Annotated in this window: 16 protein-coding genes and 1 pseudogene; 8 read left to right on the forward strand and 9 right to left on the reverse strand. The window is 35.2% G+C overall.

Annotated elements, in window-relative coordinates:
- The first annotated feature begins 704 nt into the window (after window positions 1-704).
- The 4 genes from ruvA to OOK89_RS00510 all read left to right on the forward strand — a co-directional run bounded on the left by ruvA (window position 705) and on the right by OOK89_RS00510 (window position 3,783).
- Window positions 705-1,286 (forward strand): Holliday junction branch migration protein RuvA, encoded by a 582-nt coding sequence (gene ruvA, locus OOK89_RS00495; protein ID WP_264719037.1) that lies wholly within the window; start codon window positions 705-707, stop codon window positions 1,284-1,286.
- The gene (gene ruvB / locus OOK89_RS00500; protein WP_264719038.1) at window positions 1,283-2,263 is read left to right on the forward strand and encodes a Holliday junction branch migration DNA helicase RuvB; all 981 of its coding nucleotides are present in this window, start codon (window positions 1,283-1,285) and stop codon (window positions 2,261-2,263) included. Before ruvA ends, ruvB begins: the two co-directional genes overlap by 4 nt.
- A 77-nt stretch (window positions 2,264-2,340) precedes the next feature.
- Window positions 2,341-3,213, forward strand: a complete 873-nt coding sequence (locus tag OOK89_RS00505; protein ID WP_264719040.1) for a hypothetical protein — start codon at window positions 2,341-2,343, stop codon at window positions 3,211-3,213.
- 60 nt (window positions 3,214-3,273) lie between these two features.
- Window positions 3,274-3,783: a DNA-3-methyladenine glycosylase gene (locus OOK89_RS00510; protein WP_264705328.1), complete on the forward strand. Its 510-nt coding sequence runs from the start codon at window positions 3,274-3,276 to the stop codon at window positions 3,781-3,783.
- Between the two features lie 19 nt (window positions 3,784-3,802).
- Here the strand turns inward: OOK89_RS00510 and purF are convergent, their stop codons facing one another.
- The 3 genes from purF to OOK89_RS00525 are packed head-to-tail and all read right to left on the reverse strand — an operon-like array spanning window position 3,803 to window position 7,837.
- The gene (purF, locus tag OOK89_RS00515; protein ID WP_264719042.1) at window positions 3,803-5,188 is read right to left on the reverse strand and encodes an amidophosphoribosyltransferase; all 1,386 of its coding nucleotides are present in this window, start codon (window positions 5,186-5,188) and stop codon (window positions 3,803-3,805) included.
- A 25-nt stretch (window positions 5,189-5,213) separates the two neighbouring features.
- Window positions 5,214-6,317 carry a rod shape-determining protein RodA gene (rodA, locus tag OOK89_RS00520; RefSeq protein WP_264719044.1) on the reverse strand — a complete coding sequence of 368 codons (1,104 nt, stop codon included), beginning with the start codon at window positions 6,315-6,317 and terminating at the stop codon, window positions 5,214-5,216.
- A 53-nt stretch (window positions 6,318-6,370) separates the two neighbouring features.
- A complete protein-coding gene (locus OOK89_RS00525) occupies window positions 6,371-7,837 on the reverse strand; it encodes a proton-conducting transporter transmembrane domain-containing protein (RefSeq protein ID WP_264719045.1) in 1,467 nt (488 codons plus the stop codon).
- 64 nt (window positions 7,838-7,901) lie between these two features.
- On the opposite strand from OOK89_RS00525, the gene OOK89_RS00530 reads away from it, so the two are divergent.
- The 3 genes from OOK89_RS00530 (at window position 7,902) to virB9 (ending at window position 9,642) form a co-directional block, all read left to right on the forward strand.
- On the forward strand, window positions 7,902-8,216 hold the full coding sequence (locus OOK89_RS00530) for an NADH-ubiquinone oxidoreductase subunit NDUFA12 family protein (RefSeq protein WP_007548590.1): 315 nt from the start codon (window positions 7,902-7,904) through the stop codon (window positions 8,214-8,216).
- Window positions 8,217-8,218: 2 nt separating this feature from the next.
- Complete coding sequence (mlaD, locus tag OOK89_RS00535; RefSeq protein ID WP_007548591.1) at window positions 8,219-8,674, forward strand: outer membrane lipid asymmetry maintenance protein MlaD; 456 nt, start codon at window positions 8,219-8,221, stop codon at window positions 8,672-8,674.
- A gap of 185 nt (window positions 8,675-8,859) precedes the next feature.
- Window positions 8,860-9,642 carry a P-type conjugative transfer protein VirB9 gene (virB9, locus tag OOK89_RS00540; RefSeq protein WP_015589382.1) on the forward strand — a complete coding sequence of 261 codons (783 nt, stop codon included), beginning with the start codon at window positions 8,860-8,862 and terminating at the stop codon, window positions 9,640-9,642.
- Window positions 9,643-9,645: 3 nt separating this feature from the next.
- Here the strand turns inward: virB9 and OOK89_RS00545 are convergent, their stop codons facing one another.
- From OOK89_RS00545 to der, 5 genes are all read right to left on the reverse strand, one after another.
- Entirely contained in the window at window positions 9,646-10,242 is a 597-nt protein-coding gene (locus tag OOK89_RS00545) for a ribonuclease HII (RefSeq protein WP_015589381.1), read from the reverse strand.
- A gap of 6 nt (window positions 10,243-10,248) precedes the next feature.
- A complete protein-coding gene (gene mraY, locus OOK89_RS00550; RefSeq protein ID WP_151807633.1) occupies window positions 10,249-11,229 on the reverse strand; it encodes a phospho-N-acetylmuramoyl-pentapeptide-transferase in 981 nt (326 codons plus the stop codon).
- A gap of 581 nt (window positions 11,230-11,810) precedes the next feature.
- Window positions 11,811-12,353 (reverse strand): demethoxyubiquinone hydroxylase family protein, encoded by a 543-nt coding sequence (locus OOK89_RS00555; RefSeq protein WP_006279362.1) that lies wholly within the window; start codon window positions 12,351-12,353, stop codon window positions 11,811-11,813.
- Window positions 12,328-12,849 carry a disulfide bond formation protein B gene (locus tag OOK89_RS00560; protein WP_015589379.1) on the reverse strand — a complete coding sequence of 174 codons (522 nt, stop codon included), beginning with the start codon at window positions 12,847-12,849 and terminating at the stop codon, window positions 12,328-12,330. The genes OOK89_RS00555 and OOK89_RS00560 overlap by 26 nt, the downstream gene beginning before the upstream one ends.
- Window positions 12,846-14,255, reverse strand: a complete 1,410-nt coding sequence (gene der / locus OOK89_RS00565; protein WP_264719046.1) for a ribosome biogenesis GTPase Der — start codon at window positions 14,253-14,255, stop codon at window positions 12,846-12,848. The genes OOK89_RS00560 and der overlap by 4 nt, the downstream gene beginning before the upstream one ends.
- Window positions 14,256-14,386: 131 nt before the next feature.
- Between der and OOK89_RS00570 the strand changes: the two genes are divergently transcribed.
- Complete coding sequence (locus tag OOK89_RS00570) at window positions 14,387-14,596, forward strand: hypothetical protein (protein ID WP_010081834.1); 210 nt, start codon at window positions 14,387-14,389, stop codon at window positions 14,594-14,596.
- A gap of 9 nt (window positions 14,597-14,605) precedes the next feature.
- On the opposite strand, the pseudogene OOK89_RS00575 reads toward OOK89_RS00570, so the two are convergent.
- A pseudogene (locus OOK89_RS00575) lies at window positions 14,606-15,733 on the reverse strand (transposase).
- Between the last annotated feature and the right edge of the window lie 216 nt (window positions 15,734-15,949).

A 15,949-nucleotide genomic window follows, 5' to 3' on the forward strand; every position in this document is an offset into this window, starting at 1 on the left:
CTATGGCTAAGACGTCATACCGCCGCGGTATCTCTTAGCCGCTAACACGTAGCGGGATGACGAGATGCCACCACGAACCGTCATACCGCGCGATTCATCCGCGGTATCTCTTAGCATAGATCCCGCTAACAAGCAGCGGGATGACGGTTGTCGTTTAGCTATAAACATTAAGAAATTTACCAAACGAAAAAAAAGGCAAAAAAAGCCCCATGATTGGCTAATTACTTACATTATACTTTCAAGTATGGCGTTTTTTTATTCTAAACACTTAATAACCGCGATTCAGCTACTTTTAAACCGCAACTAATCTAAATTATAAACGTTAAGAAATTTACTAAACAGAAAAAAAGGCAAAAGAAACCCTAGGGTAGCTAGTTATTCACTATCCATTTTTTAAATCGGCGTTTTTTGATGTTTTAAATGCTTTATAAGCGCATTTCAGCTTATATTAGGTAAAAACCTAGAAATTTTATAAAGACATAAGGTGCACATAGTGCAAAAAATTAAACATGGGACGCCAGATACGTGAGTTTTTTTGTCATTTAATCTGTACAGAGAAGATAAATAAATAGCTTCAGTGTTTATGATAAGGGGGCTGGCGGAGTTTGTCAAGTGGTTTTTTAGCCACGTTTCCCTGTTATAATGTTCGTTTGCTTGACCTAAGATCCAGGAGTATTTAAACTGAACCCTATACAGTGCTAAAAATGATAGGAAATCTAAGCGGAATAGTTGATGAAGTGCGCAGTGATCACATAATCCTGAATGTGAATGATGTTGGCTATATGGTGTATCTTTCAGCCAAAACTTTAAATGCATGTTCCATCGGAAGTAGAGTTAAATTACTTATCGAAACCTATGCAAATAACAGAGAAAATGTCGCTCAGCTATATGGTTTTATAAGCAAAGAAGAACAGCAGTGCTTGAGGTTGCTTGTCAAAGTAAGCGGCGTTAGCTATAAAACTGCAATGTCAATTTTGAGTAAATTAACTCCAGAACAGCTATTTTTGGCAATTATGAATGAAGATAAAGTAGCACTCAAGATGAGTGGACTTGGCTTGAAACTCATAAATCGAATCATCACTGAATTGAGTGGCAAAGTAAGTAAACTAGAAATAAATAACAATAATTTTCATCCAATTAATGAAGATGCCCTTTCAGCTTTGATCAATCTTGGGTATGAAAAAATGAAAGCTTATGATACGATAAAAAAAATACAAGACGAATCGTCAAATCTGGGCACTAAGGATATTATTCGCATAGCGCTTAAGGAGCTCTCAACATTATGAAATCAATATCGTGCGGTAAAGAATATACTGAAGATGCGCGCAATATCAACATCAGACCTGAACAACTTGATGATTTTGTCGGACAAAAAGACTTAATACAAAATTTAAAAGTGTTTATAAATGCTGCAAAGACGAGAACTGAAGCTTTAGATCACGTTTTATTATATGGTCCTCCAGGGCTTGGCAAAACAACTTTAGCACAAATTGTTTCTAAAGAATTAAGAGTTAGCTTTCGCGCAACTTCTGGTCCTTTACTTAGTAAAGCTGGAGATTTGGCCGCAGTGCTTACCACTTTAAATGCAAAAGATGTTCTATTTATCGACGAAATTCATAGATTAAATCGCAGCATCGAAGAAGTTTTATATACTGCTATGGAAGATTTTTGCTTGGACATATTAGTAGGTGAAGGTCCATCTACTCGCACTTTAAGGATAGATCTACCACCATTTACGCTAATTGGAGCAACAACACGGCTTGGATTACTTTCTGCGCCACTGAGAGATCGTTTTGGCATTCCTTTGCACCTTGAGTTTTATTCTTTTGAGGAGCTAGTCGATATTATAAAAAGAGGCGCAAGAGTTCTTTCTGCTGAAATTGAAGAGGGTGCTGCGCGGGAAATTGCCTGCCGTGCGCGCGGCACTCCAAGAATTGCTTTGAGGTTACTCAGAAGAATAAGGGATTTTGTTGAAGTGAAAGATGATAAAAAAATTACTTATGAAGTCGCTGATTCTGTATTACTAAAATTGGGTGTAGATAAAATGGGACTCAATAAACTTGATATGAATTATCTAAGATTTTTATTCAACACTTCAGGCCCTGTTGGAATTGACACCATATCTATTGCGCTATCCGAAGATGTTGGCAATATTGAAGAAACAGTAGAACCTTATTTAATCAAAATTAGTTTTGTAAAGCGCACACCAAGAGGGCGCGTTCTAACCGATCAAGCAAAGGAGTATTTGAGCTTTCAACATTAAACGTCATAATTTATATTGACTAATTGAGATAATGCTCGTATGTTGACATTTGTGTATTAAGGATAATGGAGGCATATATGTTAGATAGTAATGAAACTGTATCTTTGATTGTTGATCAAAATATTGCTGCTGGTAGCGTATCTGGGTCAATACCGAATAAGGATAAATGTAGGTACGTCACTCTTGATGATGAAGAAACATGGAAGAGGTTCTTTGTAGATCAGAACAACCCTTCTACTAATACTACTAATAAAGTAATAGTGAAACCTCATGTTCATAAGAATAGCGATGGTATGTATAGATATACTGCTGAGGAGACCAAATATCATGGTCGGGAAATTGTAGGCAAAGCTGCTAAACAAATTGAAGAAGAGATATCTAAAAATATTGATGCAAAGCTTATAAAATTAAGAGAAACTAAAAATATAGATAACAGTGTTAAGCCTGTCATAAGAATTGCGCTGAACGATTATATAAAAGAAGTAAATTTGCATGATATTCTAAGTGGTAATATGTGCAAAAAGTACGATGTAAAGACAGTTACGTTGCTACTACCTGACCAAAAAACAAGGGGGGTACGTTGCCAAATTGATAAGGATGGGGCAAGAATTTATGAAGTGGCTAATGGGTCATATCAAATGACTTTAAAGTGGAATGCTCAAGGAAAAGAATGTAATATTAAAATTAATATTCATATTCATGATAATGGCTCCGTAGAACTTATTGAGGGTAATGGTGTTACTATGGAGCAATTAGCTGCACATAAAGAAGTAAAAGTAGGAAGGCAATATGAAGCAAAGCCTTTACATGAAGTGTTAGCATCACAATTGCCACAAACACAATTACAACAAAGCTCTGAAGAAGTAAAATTTTTGGAGCAGCATTCAACAAATGTAGAAGACTTGAGCGGCGCATCACAAAAGCATCAAGCTCCTGCTGCTTCAAAATAGGTAAAGTAGTGAAAATTCAGTATAAGTTGCTTGCATCTGCAAGTAACTTATACTCTTATAATGAGCAACATAATACTACCAAGAAATTTCTATGAGCGGTCAACTTTAATTGTAGCTGGAGAGTTATTGGGAAAAGTCCTCAAATTTTCTAACTTTAGTGGAATAATAACCGAAGTTGAAGCCTATATAGGAATGAATGACCCAGCTTGTCATGCGGCAAGAGGCTATACTAATCGAACCTCAGTAATGTTTGGTGTGCCGGGGTTTTCGTACGTATATTTTATATATGGAATGTACTACTGTTTAAACATTGTAACAGAAGCAGAAGGGTTCCCAGCAGCAGTGTTAATACGGGGATTAAAGCTTATTGAACCACTTGAAGCAAATTTAGGTGGACCAGGAATATTGTGCAAAAGATTAAATATTACAAAAGAACATAACAAACAGGACCTTACTATAAGCCACGAATTTTGTGTTTATGAATCCCACCTCAAACCAGATTATATTTGCACTCCGAGAATCGGAATTAGTAAAGGCCAAGAGAAATTTTGGCGGTTTAAGATTTTCTAAACTTAAGACCTTGCGTAGACTATTTGCCAATCGGATAATCACCAGTGAAACAAGCATCACAATATTGTGGTATAGCATTGTTACGCACCTCTCCTTTAACAGCCTGATATAGTCCATCAATACTCAAGAAGGCTAGGCTATCTACTCCTATAACTTCCTTAATTTCCTCTACAGATTTATTTGCAGCAATTAAATCTTTGCACTCTGGCGTATCTATTCCATAAAAACAAGAATGCTTAATTGGTGGGCTTGAAATTTTGAGGTGAATCTCTTTTACTCCTGCATCCTTTAGCATAACTATTATATTTGTTAACGTACTACCACGCACTATACTATCATCTATTAAAATTATGTTTTTACCTTTCAAAATGTGCTTATTAGCATTGAATTTTAATTTTATTCTAACTTTACGTACTTCAGCGGTTGGTTGTATAAAAGTTCTTCCTATGTAATGATTACGAATTATTCCCAGTTCCATAGGTAACCCTGAATGCTTTGCATATCCAATAGCTGCAGGTATTCCAGAATCAGGTATTGGTACAACCATATTTACATTGTTTCTTGGTGGGCTCTCTTCTGCAAGTATTCTTCCTATTTCTTTTCTTATATCATATATGGACCTATTCTCCATTATGCTGTCTGGTCTCGAAAAGTAAACGTATTCAAAAATACAAAAACTTGATTTTTGCTGTGGGAAAGGAAACATTGAGGCTAGCTTACTATCCGAACTGATGGTAACTAATTCGCCTGGTTCTATTTCTCTAACAAACTCTGCATTTATTATATCAAGAGCACAAGTTTCAGATGCAAGAACGTAAGAACCGTTTAACTTTCCTAAAACAAGAGGCCTGATTCCAGATGGATCACGTACTCCAATAACTACTTCTTGATTGATTGCCACAAAAGAATAAGCACCTTGTATTTGCCTTAATGCATATATAAAACTCTCTAAAAAGCTATCTTTTTCACCGCTTGCTGTCAGATGCACTACTACTTCTGTATCAATATCTGACTGAAAAACGCACTCTTGTTTAATTAATTGTTCGCGTATCGGAGAAATATTAATTAAATTACCATTATGTGCTATGGCAAAATCCCCAAATTTGCCACTTTTGCCAAACATGGGCTGCACTCCAAATTTACTACCACTTGTTGAGTATCGAACATGACCTATTGCACAATCTCCAGGTAAGGATTTCTTTATTTCATCTATATCATCAAATACGCTGCTCACTTGACCTTGAAAGTGATAAGAGTGCAGCTTATCGTTGTTACTGGTTACTACGCCAAAAGACTCTTGACCTCTATGCTGCAAAGCGTGGAGAGCAAGTATAGAGTTAAAAGCAGCACTTTGGTTGCAACTTATGCCAAATACCCCACACTCCTCACGCATTTCATCTAGCATAAAAACTATTAAGTAAAGTTTAATTTTACTTTAGCATAGGTAAAATACAAGCATTTTGTTGTTCATCTGCTTTTATTGCCAGCAATAATCCTATGCATATCAAGCTTGCAGCAGTTGTACTTCCTCCATAGGAAAGAAATGGCAATGGGTCGCCTATCACAGGTAAGAGGCCCATTGTCATTCCGATGTTTATAAAAAAATGAGCGCTAAAAAAGGCGAAAATGCCGATAGATACCGACTTAGAAAAATAATTTTTCGACCTATAAGCGATAGAGAAAATTATGCCAAGTAATGAGGTATAAAGCAAAATTAAAGCCATGCTACCTAAAAAGCCCCACTCCTCACTCAGCACTGCAAAAGCAAAATCTGTACGCTTTTCCGGCAAAAATCCAAGTTGAGTTTGACTTCCGTTAACAAAGCCCTTACCAAGCAAACCTCCTGAACCAATAGCTATTTGAGATTGCTGCGCATTATAACCTATTCCAAGTGGATCCACTGATGAATCCAAAAACGACAATATCCTTTGCTTGTGATAAGGACGTAAAAAAGGCCAGATAGCCGGTACTGCAAAAATGCCAAGAGTTCCACATATTACCGAATGAGATCTTTTTATTATTGCTGTGAATATAATTGACATCCCTATAAGTAACATTATTACAGCTGTGCCTAAATTAGGTTGCTTTAACACCAAGAACACGGGTAAGAAAATAATTATAAGTGCCTTAAGCAATCTTTTAAATTCCATCATTTTATACACACTCTGCTTATCAAAATAGCGAGCAAGCGCAAGTATTAAGCCTACTTTTGCAAATTCTGATGGTTGCAAACTAATTGATCCAATTCTTATCCACCTTGTTGCACCCATTATGTGTGAGCCAAAAAAATTTACTGCTAATAGCGAAATCGCTGCTGCTATATAAAAAAAGTAGGCGTGCTTCAAATAAAAATCTAGCTCTATGAATGACATAGCTATAGCGAGTAGGAAAAAGAAGGAAAATATGACTATTTGGTGAATTGCAAATGGTACCCACTTTCCTCCAGCAGAAGAGTATTGAACAACAATGCCAACGCAAAACAGCGCTATCACGTTAATGACTAATAACCAATGAATCTTCTTCAGCCTACCCACAATAAAGACCTTATAACCTTAAAGTATAGTAAAATATGAAACAAAGATAAAAATCAAAAAACCAACTTCTCAACTACTAACCGAATTGGAGTGCTATATATTCCAGTTACTACTGTTAAAGCTGCCATAAACAATAGACAGAAAAGCATAGGAAATGGCACATCATTAATTTTGCCTAGTGTCATTCTAGTGCGTGACGTTGCATCATTTTCAAAATACATTTTCTCTACCATCTTCCACATGTATATTAGTGCAAGAAAAGAACCGGCAGCAAAAGCTATCAGGGAAATCCACGCGCGAGATTCGATAATTGCTTTCATTATATACCACTTGCTTACAAAGCCATTTGTTAAAGGCACACCGATTAATGCTAAACTGAATAGAGTGAACGCAAGTGCTGTATAAGGCATTGATTTCTTGAGTCCCGATAAATTCTCTATTTTTGTTGTATCAAATTTGTAAGAAATACATCCTGCAGCCATAAATAAAGATGTTTTTATTATGCTGTGGTTTACTATGTGAAGAATTGCTGCAAATACACCTGTTTTTGAGTTAAAACTCAGTGCTAAAATTATATAACCAATTTGGCTAATACTAGAGTGAGCAAGCAGTCTTTTTATGTCTTTTGCGGTTATTGCAAATATCGACCCAAATACAATAGCGCAAAGTGCGAGGATAATTATCACATTGTCCAGTAGCGGCTTAAACAAGAAAAAATTTTGATGAAAAACAGTATAAAAGATTCTGATGAAAACATATATCATCACTTTTGTCACTGTGCCTGAAAAGAATATGCTAATGAAACTTGGCGCCTCACTATATGCATTAACCAGCCACCTGCTTAATGGAAACAGTGCCATTTTGATTGAGAGACCAACAAAAATGAACAACGTGCCAAGTTTTATGATGTTGTTATCGTATAATGGAACTATTCTTTCAGCCATGTCAGACATATTGAGCGTTCCAGTCATTGAATACAAGAGCCCGATGCCAAATAAATAAAATGTTGCACCTATTGTTCCACTAATTAGATATTCAAATGCTGCAACCAAGGCTTTTTTATCCCTTCCCATTGAAACTAATACATAAGAAGAAAGAGATGAAATTTCCAAGAAAACGTAAAGGTTAAATATGTCGTTTGTTACTAGAATCCCGAGCAGTCCGCTTAAGCACAGTAGAAATAGAGAGTAAAAACCAGTGATTTTGTTTTTGCTAATCTCTTTTTCGTTAATATAAAAGCTATAAAGCACACTAATCAGCGCTATAAAATTCACTAGGGTTAGAATTAAGGAATTTAACACGTCGATTCTTAACTCTATTCCATACGGAGGAGCCCAATTTCCAAGGTGATAAGTTATAATTTCACCTTTATATGTTTTAATGAGTAGTATTGATGAAATGATAAGAGTGATTGTTGTTGCAATAAAAGAAATAAACCAAGATACCTTGTGTTTCTTGGCAAGAAAGCAAAACATTGATGCAATTATTGGGATAATAACTTGTAAGATTGGTAATTGCATTAAATTGTTGTTAATATATCGTTAAAGTATTAGTATATATAATACTTTTTGTTTTAATACCCTTATGTTATCTAAAATTTGTAATGCAATAAAACGCCTATTACGAAGAGAAGATAAATTTGTAGGAAGAGATGAAAATGGAAATTCTTACTATGAATCAAGTAAAGGAAAAAGGTGGGTTATGTATAGCAGTGTTTCTGAGCCTACAACAGTGCCTCCGGAATGGCATATATGGCTTCACTATACTGATAATGTAGTACCAGTTAATAATAAAAAAAGAAAAGTAAAACATACTCCTAATTTAACGGGTACAAAAGATGCATACTATCCAAACCAAAAAGTGAAAAATTACTATAAAAGCTGGAGTCCTGATAACTAAAGATGCGAAGGTCAAATATACTTGAAATAACCGCTGGATTATTTGTATTAATTTTTACTATTTTTCTGATTTTCTTTGCTATTGATAAGCTATCTTACATAAAGAAAAACTATAAGGATTGCTATAAAATATATGGTCTTTTTGCTAACGCTAACGGTATAGGAGTTGGTGATAGTGTCAAGATCTCTGGTGTAGATGTTGGAAGCATAACTGGTGTATCACTTGACAAAGCTACCTACGTAGCACGAATCGATATGTGTATAAGCAAAGACATAAAATTGCCAATTGATAGTTCAGCTCTGATCACTAGCAGTGGAGTTGTTGGCAGTAAATTTGTTAATATATCACCTGGATCAGATATTAAACTAATCTTGCATGGTGGTAAAATAGAGTATACTCAAGCTGAAGCAAACATGGGTGGAATAATGGACAGAATTCTTGGTATGTTTACGAAGTGAAAATGGCAGGATTCCAAGTGTACCCGTTCAGGTGAAGCCTCCTGTAGTTCTAAAGTATTTAAGGAGTTTGCCTTATTTCTTGCCTTTTCTACCGCTTGCTTTGGGGTTTATAGTATAGAAAGTGCCTTAACAGTTGCAGTGCATGTCTATTAATGATAAAATGAAGATTAATTCATTTTGATATTATGATTGGTTTACTGTTTGCCGTACTATTGTTCCTCTGTGGTAGTGATGCACTTGCAAAACAGGAGCCACGTTCAATAGCTGGAGATAATCACATAAAGGTAATAAATTATAACCCACAGGCTATACATAAGTATACGGGTTTTTATGGTTATCAGTCCAGTATATTGTTTGAACCAGGGGAGATAATACAAAACCTTTCAATGGGTGATTCAACTGGTTGGCAACTTCTTCCTCAAGGTAACAGATTGTTTATTAAGCCCATAGATGATATTGCTGATACTAATGCAACTATAATTACCAATAAAAGAGTTTATTACTTTGAACTTCATGCTGAAGAAGCAACTGGACTAGATGATCCAAGATTAGCATATGAAGTAAGGTTTCTTTATCCACTATTTAGCAGTGATGAGATTTACACAACAAATAACGGTGATATCTTCGAACAAGCTAGTCATACCATTATTCCTGATATCAATGATATTGAAGTTGTAAAGAAGGGATTAAATTTTAATTATTCCATCTCGCACGTCAAAGGTAGTCAGTCAATAATACCAATTAAGGTTTTTGATGACGGAAAATTTACATATCTACAATTCAATAAAATAAACTCTGATTTTCCGGCAGTTTTTATGGTTGATTCTGCAGGATATGAGTCTTTAGTAAATTTCCGTACAGTTGATAACTACCTGATAATCGAAAGGGTAAGTTCAGTGTTTACCTTAAGGAATGGATCGAGTACAGTTTGCCTATTTAATGAAACCATACCTTTCAAAAAAGGGTAAAGGCTATAATGCCCGAGATATGGGTGCAAAATTTTTTCTATGATGTTCTGTAATTCCATAAAGGCCAATAGCGTTAAGGTGCTCTTTTGTCCCATATCCTTTATTTTTATACCAATTATATTCAGGATGCTTATTGTGCAATTCTTGCATAAGCCGATCTCTCGTAACTTTTGCAACGATTGAAGCTGCTGCAATTGATGTACTCAAATTATCACCATTTACTATGGATTTCACTTGCCATTTCACTTCAGGTGGTTGATTACCATCAACTAGCACATAATCTAATTCTAGGTCCAAGTCTATCAACGCACGTTTCATTGAAAGTTTTGTTGCTTGCAAGATATTGTATGAATTTATTTCTTCTACGCTTGCCATTCCTATACCAAATTTTGCAACGGATATTATTTTTTCATATAGGACTTGCCTACATTGAGGAGTCAACTTTTTCGAGTCGTTGATTCCATCAATAATTGTATTTCTATCAATAAACACTACGGCTGCGGATATTACTGGACCAGCTAGCGGACCTCTTCCAACTTCATCCACTCCTGCTATCACTCCTGATAATTTATTTTCTAATGTAAAGTCTGGGTATTTCATAGGTTTTTATAATAAGAAAGTTATAGTAAAAACTGAACAGATAATAGAAATTATCCAAAATTTCATAACGATTGCATTTTCTGACCATCCCTTCTTCTCAAAGTGATGATGTATTGGTGCCATAAGAAAAACTCTTTTTCCTTCTCCATATTTAAACTTTGTATATTTAAAATATGATATCTGAATAATAACAGATAGAGTCTCTATTACAAAGATTATTCCAATAATGGCAAAAAGCATTTCTCTTTTAATTAGGACACTAGTTAACCCTAAAGCCGCACCTACCGACAAGCTACCAACATCACCCATAAATATTTTTGCTGGATGTGTGTTAAACCACAAGAAACTTAGAATAGCTCCTATAAATGCAATGCAGAATAAAGTAATATTCATATCTGCCTGAGTTATATATGCAATTAGCCCCAAAAAAGCAAAGGAAGTGATAACTTGAGTTGCAGCAAGGCCATCCAAACCATCTGTGAGATTCACAGCATTAGAAGAGCCGACAATTACAAACGCAGCAAACGGAACATATAGATAGCCAAAATCTATTATTACTCCTTTAAATAGGGACGTTTTTGTAAAACATTCAGCAGAGTATAGCTTAAGTATAAACACACCAACCAGAGCAACAATAAACTGAATAAGTATTTTGGTTTTTGCACTTAAACCTCGATAGTGATTTGTCTTCAATTTTAAATAATCATCAATAAATCCAAGTAGAGCAAAAAATAGAGTTATCAATATCAGCAGCAAAATTTCTGGTGTTAACTGAGCCCAGAGTAAAATTGGTAATAAAGAAGAAATCAGTATTATTATTCCGCCCATAGGTGGTACATTCTTTTTTGTTATTAAATGACTTTCTGGTCCACATGATCTAATTGGTTGCCCATCTTTGCTTATTTTTTTTAGAAGCTTTATAAAATAGGGAAAAAGAATAAACCCAAAAACAAATGAGGTAAAAAATACTTTTGTAGCTAAGATCATCTGCTTACTTAAATTGACTAAGTGTCATACCACCTATAGCTAATAAAGTCAACTTCTGTCATCCTATAGCCTGACCCACAACTGTACGAACATTGTGATTTGGGCCCATCAGTAGGGTGTCATCCCAGTCTGGAATCCACAACTGTACGAACGTTGTAGTTTGGACCACCAGTGGGGTGTCATCCCAGTGTCCAGACACTGGTTCTATGCAACTTAATTAAAAACGTTTGTTTTAGTGTAAGACAATTACCTTTAGCTTATCAGCTCAGTTATTAAGCAAAATTTCTGGATTCCAGACTGGAATGACACCATTTGCTGTGCAATTTACCTTCAAAAATGAATGTTCGTACAGTTGTGAACCTGTGGCAGGTATTACATAAGAGCATTTCCCTCTTCTAAATTAAAACGCACTTTTGCCTCCTTTGCAGTCTATACTTTAGATGTATTTAATTTACAAATACTAATTATTTATTAATAATGGTGATATGTAAATATAGTTATAAAATAATTGTTACACTTGAATTCCTTCCTGGTTTCTGTTGTTATCAGAACATTTAAAACACTTTAAGAAAGCTGCTTAGTTAAATTAACTTAGACAAGTAAATAGCAGTTTTGCAGCCTGTTTTTATGAATGATGATAAGATGTTGTAGCCAAATGCGCTTTCAGCATTGTGCTGAATTGCAATATCTTTGTGCTCTAACTCCTCGTCGCGAAATTTACTTATAGTTTCTCTTAATTCCCCATCTTCTAAATGTGAAACTTGCTCTTTGTAGTGCTCCCCGATAACTTCTTCAACTGCAGCAGTGCAAGCCATAGCAGCTTTTTTGCCCATAATGGCAGTTGCAACGCCAAGCGACACTCCTAAAACACGCCAAACAGGCAACAAAACAGTAGGACGAACTTTTTGCTCTTTGATTTTCTCATTAAAATAGTGAAAATGCTTTTTTTCCTGCTCTTCCATTTCAATTATTTCATTGATTATAGAAGATTTCTTAAGAATAAATTTTTGACCAGAATAAATGCAAATAGCTCCATATTCTCCAGCGTGATCTACTCTAATTGCCTGTTGCAAGAACTGATTGTTGCTGTACCTTAAATTATTTAGATTTCTTTCTTTCTCCACAATACACCTTACCTGATACGAACAGAGCTACTATGAGATAAATTAGATTCCATGTTGCTAAGGAAACACCTAGAACGTAATGAGGTCTGTCACAAGATGGAGAGTAATTAGGATTTAGTAGATTATTTCTGAGCTCTTCTATACTAACGTTACCACTTGCTTGCTCTGTACAACCTAAAACATCATGAAATAAGTGGAGTTCAAGACCTATATGATAAAAAGATATTACTGCACCTATGAGGTAGCTGCAAAACATTGCATAGATTAGAATTTTGTTGTCTTTAAGCATGCACGCTACTGCAAGTAATCCGGCGATATAGTAAACTATTCGCTCGTATGTACATAACTTGCATGGCAGCATGTTGAAAAAATATTCTAGCACATATGCAAAAATTAGAGCAGCGGCACTCGACAGCAGAAAGATTGCAGGAATTCTGGAATTATTACACATAACTTTAAGTAAATTATCCCTGAAAGTATAAAGCAGAGTATTCATTTTACATAGGGATTTTTATTTTTTTTCAAAAGCAATCTAACTGGCACACCGTCTGCAAAGAAATTTTTTCTGAGATCGTTAATTAAATAGCGTTTGTAACTTTCATCAACACTTTCAGGTATGTTACATATCAAAGAAAAAGCTGGAGGTTTAGTACCAATTTGAGCAATATACTTCATTTTAACTGCTTTGCCTTTTACAAGCGGGTGAGAATGTTTTCCTACAGCATCCATGAGCCACTTATTCAGTTTTGCAGTGCTGATCTTCTTGTTCAAGGATTCACTCACTTCAAGACACTTATCTATCACATCACCGCAGCGCATGCCTTTCAACGCAGAAACTGTTATAGTTGGCACTTCCAAGAATAACCTGGTTACTTCTTGCTGTTTTACAAATTTTATTAATTTACTTCTGTCATCCTTACCTATTAAATCCCACTTATTTAAAACAACAATAATCCCTTTCCCTCCCTTAATTGCAGCTTCACCAATTGATAAATCCTGTTGCTCAATACCAATTAGGGAGTCTAGCATTAAAACTACCACATGAGAGCGCTTGATTGATTCTAAGCTTTTCTCAACAAATCTTGATTCTAATTCATCTGTAACATTAGCCTTTCTTCGAATTCCTGCAGTATCAATAAGAGTAATTAACTCTCCATCATGATCATATGTAATATCCACAGAATCACGTGTGGTACCTGGCTCTGAACTTGTTATTAGTCTGTTTTCTGCAAGTAAACCATTTAAAAAAGTTGACTTGCCTACGTTTGGGCGACCGATTATCGAAATTCTTAATTTACCGGACTCATTAGAGCTCTTATTGTCATCCCAGTGCTTGACACTGGGATCCATATTATTTTTTTTCTGGATTCCAGTGTCAAGCACTGGAATGACACCGAAAGGAGGACTATTTGCACTGATATTTTCAATAACACTAGCCAACGCATCATAAAGATCAACCATACCAAGATTATGTTCGGCAGAGATGTATACCGGGCCTATAAAATCAAAAAACTGCAAATAATCAACATTTTCAGACTTATGACTCTCGCATTTATTTGCTATCAGTATCACAGGTTTATTTATTTTTCTCTTCAGCCACTTTGCAAATTCTTTGTTTTGCTCATTTTGCACTTTTGCATCAACAAGAAAGAAAATTATATTTGTACTCAATAAAGAAAATTCGATTTGTTCAATAACTTGTAGTGAAAAACTAGTTTGGTCGTTCCATCCTCCTGTATCTATAACTTTAAACTCCAAATCGCTAATTCTCCCTATTCCCTCACGTCTATCCCTCGTCACCCCTGGAATATTACTCACTACTGCTGCTTTTCTTCCTACTAATCTGTTGAATAGGGTCGATTTTCCAGCATTTGGTAGGCCTACTATGGCGATTTTTAGCATAATTCAAGGGCATGTTCTATATGAAGTAAATTATAACCGAAACTTTTCAATTTAACTATTGACTTTGTAGATTATATAAGCATACTACAGTTAGAATTTTTTTATTTCGTTATGTAAAATATGGGGTAGTTATGCTAGTGTCAGAGCAAATAGAGAGTGTAGATAGAGAAGAATTAAAGCAACAAAATCATATACATAAAGATACAGAGTATTCGGAAGAGACGACAATATATGGGCATATTAATCAACATATGGAAAAAAACATCTCAAATACATTGCATGAAATATATGATGCTCTTATGTCATATAACGAATCGGAACAGCCAATGGCGTCAACTTAAGAACTTTCATTAGCAAACTCTCCTAAAGACATGATGGCGTTTAGGCTTATCTACTTTATTGCGGCTGTCCCGGTCGGATTTTAACTTTAGCGCGTATACTTAAAAAGGGCTTGAAAGTTTTTTGGCGCAATAAGTACCTGATAGAGTTTCTGCCTCATTACACCAAATAAAATTGAAAAATTTAAACGATACTCAGTAATTTGATCTGGGTTCCAAGGCCATTGTGCATCACACATATGAAGCGATAATATATTGCACATGACCAAGTTTGCCCAAAATTCTTGTAATACAGCCTCTCCAGAAAAATTCTCTAACTCTGCTCCTACTTTGAGTCGTTTCCTCTATGTGCCACCTTAACACATAAGCTTTGCTCCAAAGTCTCGGTCAAAAACTCTGTTTCTCAGTTGGCTAATGTCAGCACTATAACTCTTACTTTCTGTCCTTTCATTTTATTTTTTAGCTTTTCATTTTCTAATATAAAATCAAAATCTAATTCGCCAGCGTTCCCATAGCTTACTATAATTTCTTTTTTGCAAGCGAAAAATAAAATCTACTTCCAAATCATAATGCTGCTGAATGAATTTTACTGAAGACGATCATAGATAAATAATAATTTCTCTTGATTTAATAAACGCATTTGAGTGATAACTTCGGGTAATTGCTCTGCCGCCAACGTTTGTTCACCTATATTCCAAGCTGCAAGACGAGCACTGCAAATCAATGAAGTACACAAATCAACAAACAAATTGCCAATGGTGCCTGTTGTTCCATTTGGTTCAAACTCGGATACAATTTCCCCAGAGCTGGGTAATCTCATACCAGAACCATCTGCTGCAATAAGTCTATAGCCTCTCCAACTCAGGTTCATCCTGATAGGCTGTTTGGATGCTTAAATTCTTGAAAGCCTGTATGGCAAATCTTATATCTTGCTTTAGAAAAAGCTTGCTTTGAGGGTACATGTCAATGGCTCCATAAGTTCACATTCTATTCCCAAACTTTTTTTAACTAACTTTAAAATCATAGAAAATACTGTCGAAAAAGCTTGTTCGTGTAAAACTCAACACAATGGATTTTCTGAAAAGTTTTCGAGTATATTGCATTTTTAATTTGTAGAATAAGGTTTTTTCCTTTTTGCATGTTTCACCTAAAAAAGACACATTTTAAACTTTTTTGTTGCAATAAAACAGAAACAAAAGTGCTGTCCCTTGCACTCTTTGGATAATTTAATGATAAAAAATTTAGAGAGAAATTTTATACACTATCGCTGATATTTTTCCTTAAGTTGATGCCATTGCCTGAACACTTACCTAATGATGAAGCTATCGAAAACATAGCAAAGAGACTTCAAAAATC

Source organism: Wolbachia endosymbiont (group A) of Lasioglossum morio, assembly GCF_947250585.1.
Classification (GTDB): Bacteria; Pseudomonadota; Alphaproteobacteria; order Rickettsiales; family Anaplasmataceae; genus Wolbachia; species Wolbachia pipientis.

Bases quoted from the DNA above. Each gene is read 5' to 3' on its own strand.
- der (WP_264719046.1), bottom strand. From the start codon at position 14,255: ATGCTAAAAATCGCCATAGTAGGCCTACCAAATGCTGGAAAATCGACC.
- OOK89_RS00510 (WP_264705328.1), top strand. From the start codon at position 3,274: ATGAGCAACATAATACTACCAAGAAATTTCTATGAGCGGTCAACTTTA.
- OOK89_RS00525 (WP_264719045.1), bottom strand. From the start codon at position 7,837: ATGCAATTACCAATCTTACAAGTTATTATCCCAATAATTGCATCAATG.
- mraY (WP_151807633.1), bottom strand. From the start codon at position 11,229: ATGATCTTAGCTACAAAAGTATTTTTTACCTCATTTGTTTTTGGGTTT.
- OOK89_RS00570 (WP_010081834.1), top strand. From the start codon at position 14,387: ATGCTAGTGTCAGAGCAAATAGAGAGTGTAGATAGAGAAGAATTAAAG.
- OOK89_RS00545 (WP_015589381.1), bottom strand. From the start codon at position 10,242: ATGAAATACCCAGACTTTACATTAGAAAATAAATTATCAGGAGTGATA.
- mlaD (WP_007548591.1), top strand. From the start codon at position 8,219: ATGCGAAGGTCAAATATACTTGAAATAACCGCTGGATTATTTGTATTA.
- OOK89_RS00560 (WP_015589379.1), bottom strand. From the start codon at position 12,849: ATGAATACTCTGCTTTATACTTTCAGGGATAATTTACTTAAAGTTATG.
- ruvB (WP_264719038.1), top strand. From the start codon at position 1,283: ATGAAATCAATATCGTGCGGTAAAGAATATACTGAAGATGCGCGCAAT.
- OOK89_RS00505 (WP_264719040.1), top strand. From the start codon at position 2,341: ATGTTAGATAGTAATGAAACTGTATCTTTGATTGTTGATCAAAATATT.
- ruvA (WP_264719037.1), top strand. From the start codon at position 705: ATGATAGGAAATCTAAGCGGAATAGTTGATGAAGTGCGCAGTGATCAC.
- OOK89_RS00530 (WP_007548590.1), top strand. From the start codon at position 7,902: ATGTTATCTAAAATTTGTAATGCAATAAAACGCCTATTACGAAGAGAA.
- virB9 (WP_015589382.1), top strand. From the start codon at position 8,860: ATGATTGGTTTACTGTTTGCCGTACTATTGTTCCTCTGTGGTAGTGAT.
- purF (WP_264719042.1), bottom strand. From the start codon at position 5,188: ATGCTAGATGAAATGCGTGAGGAGTGTGGGGTATTTGGCATAAGTTGC.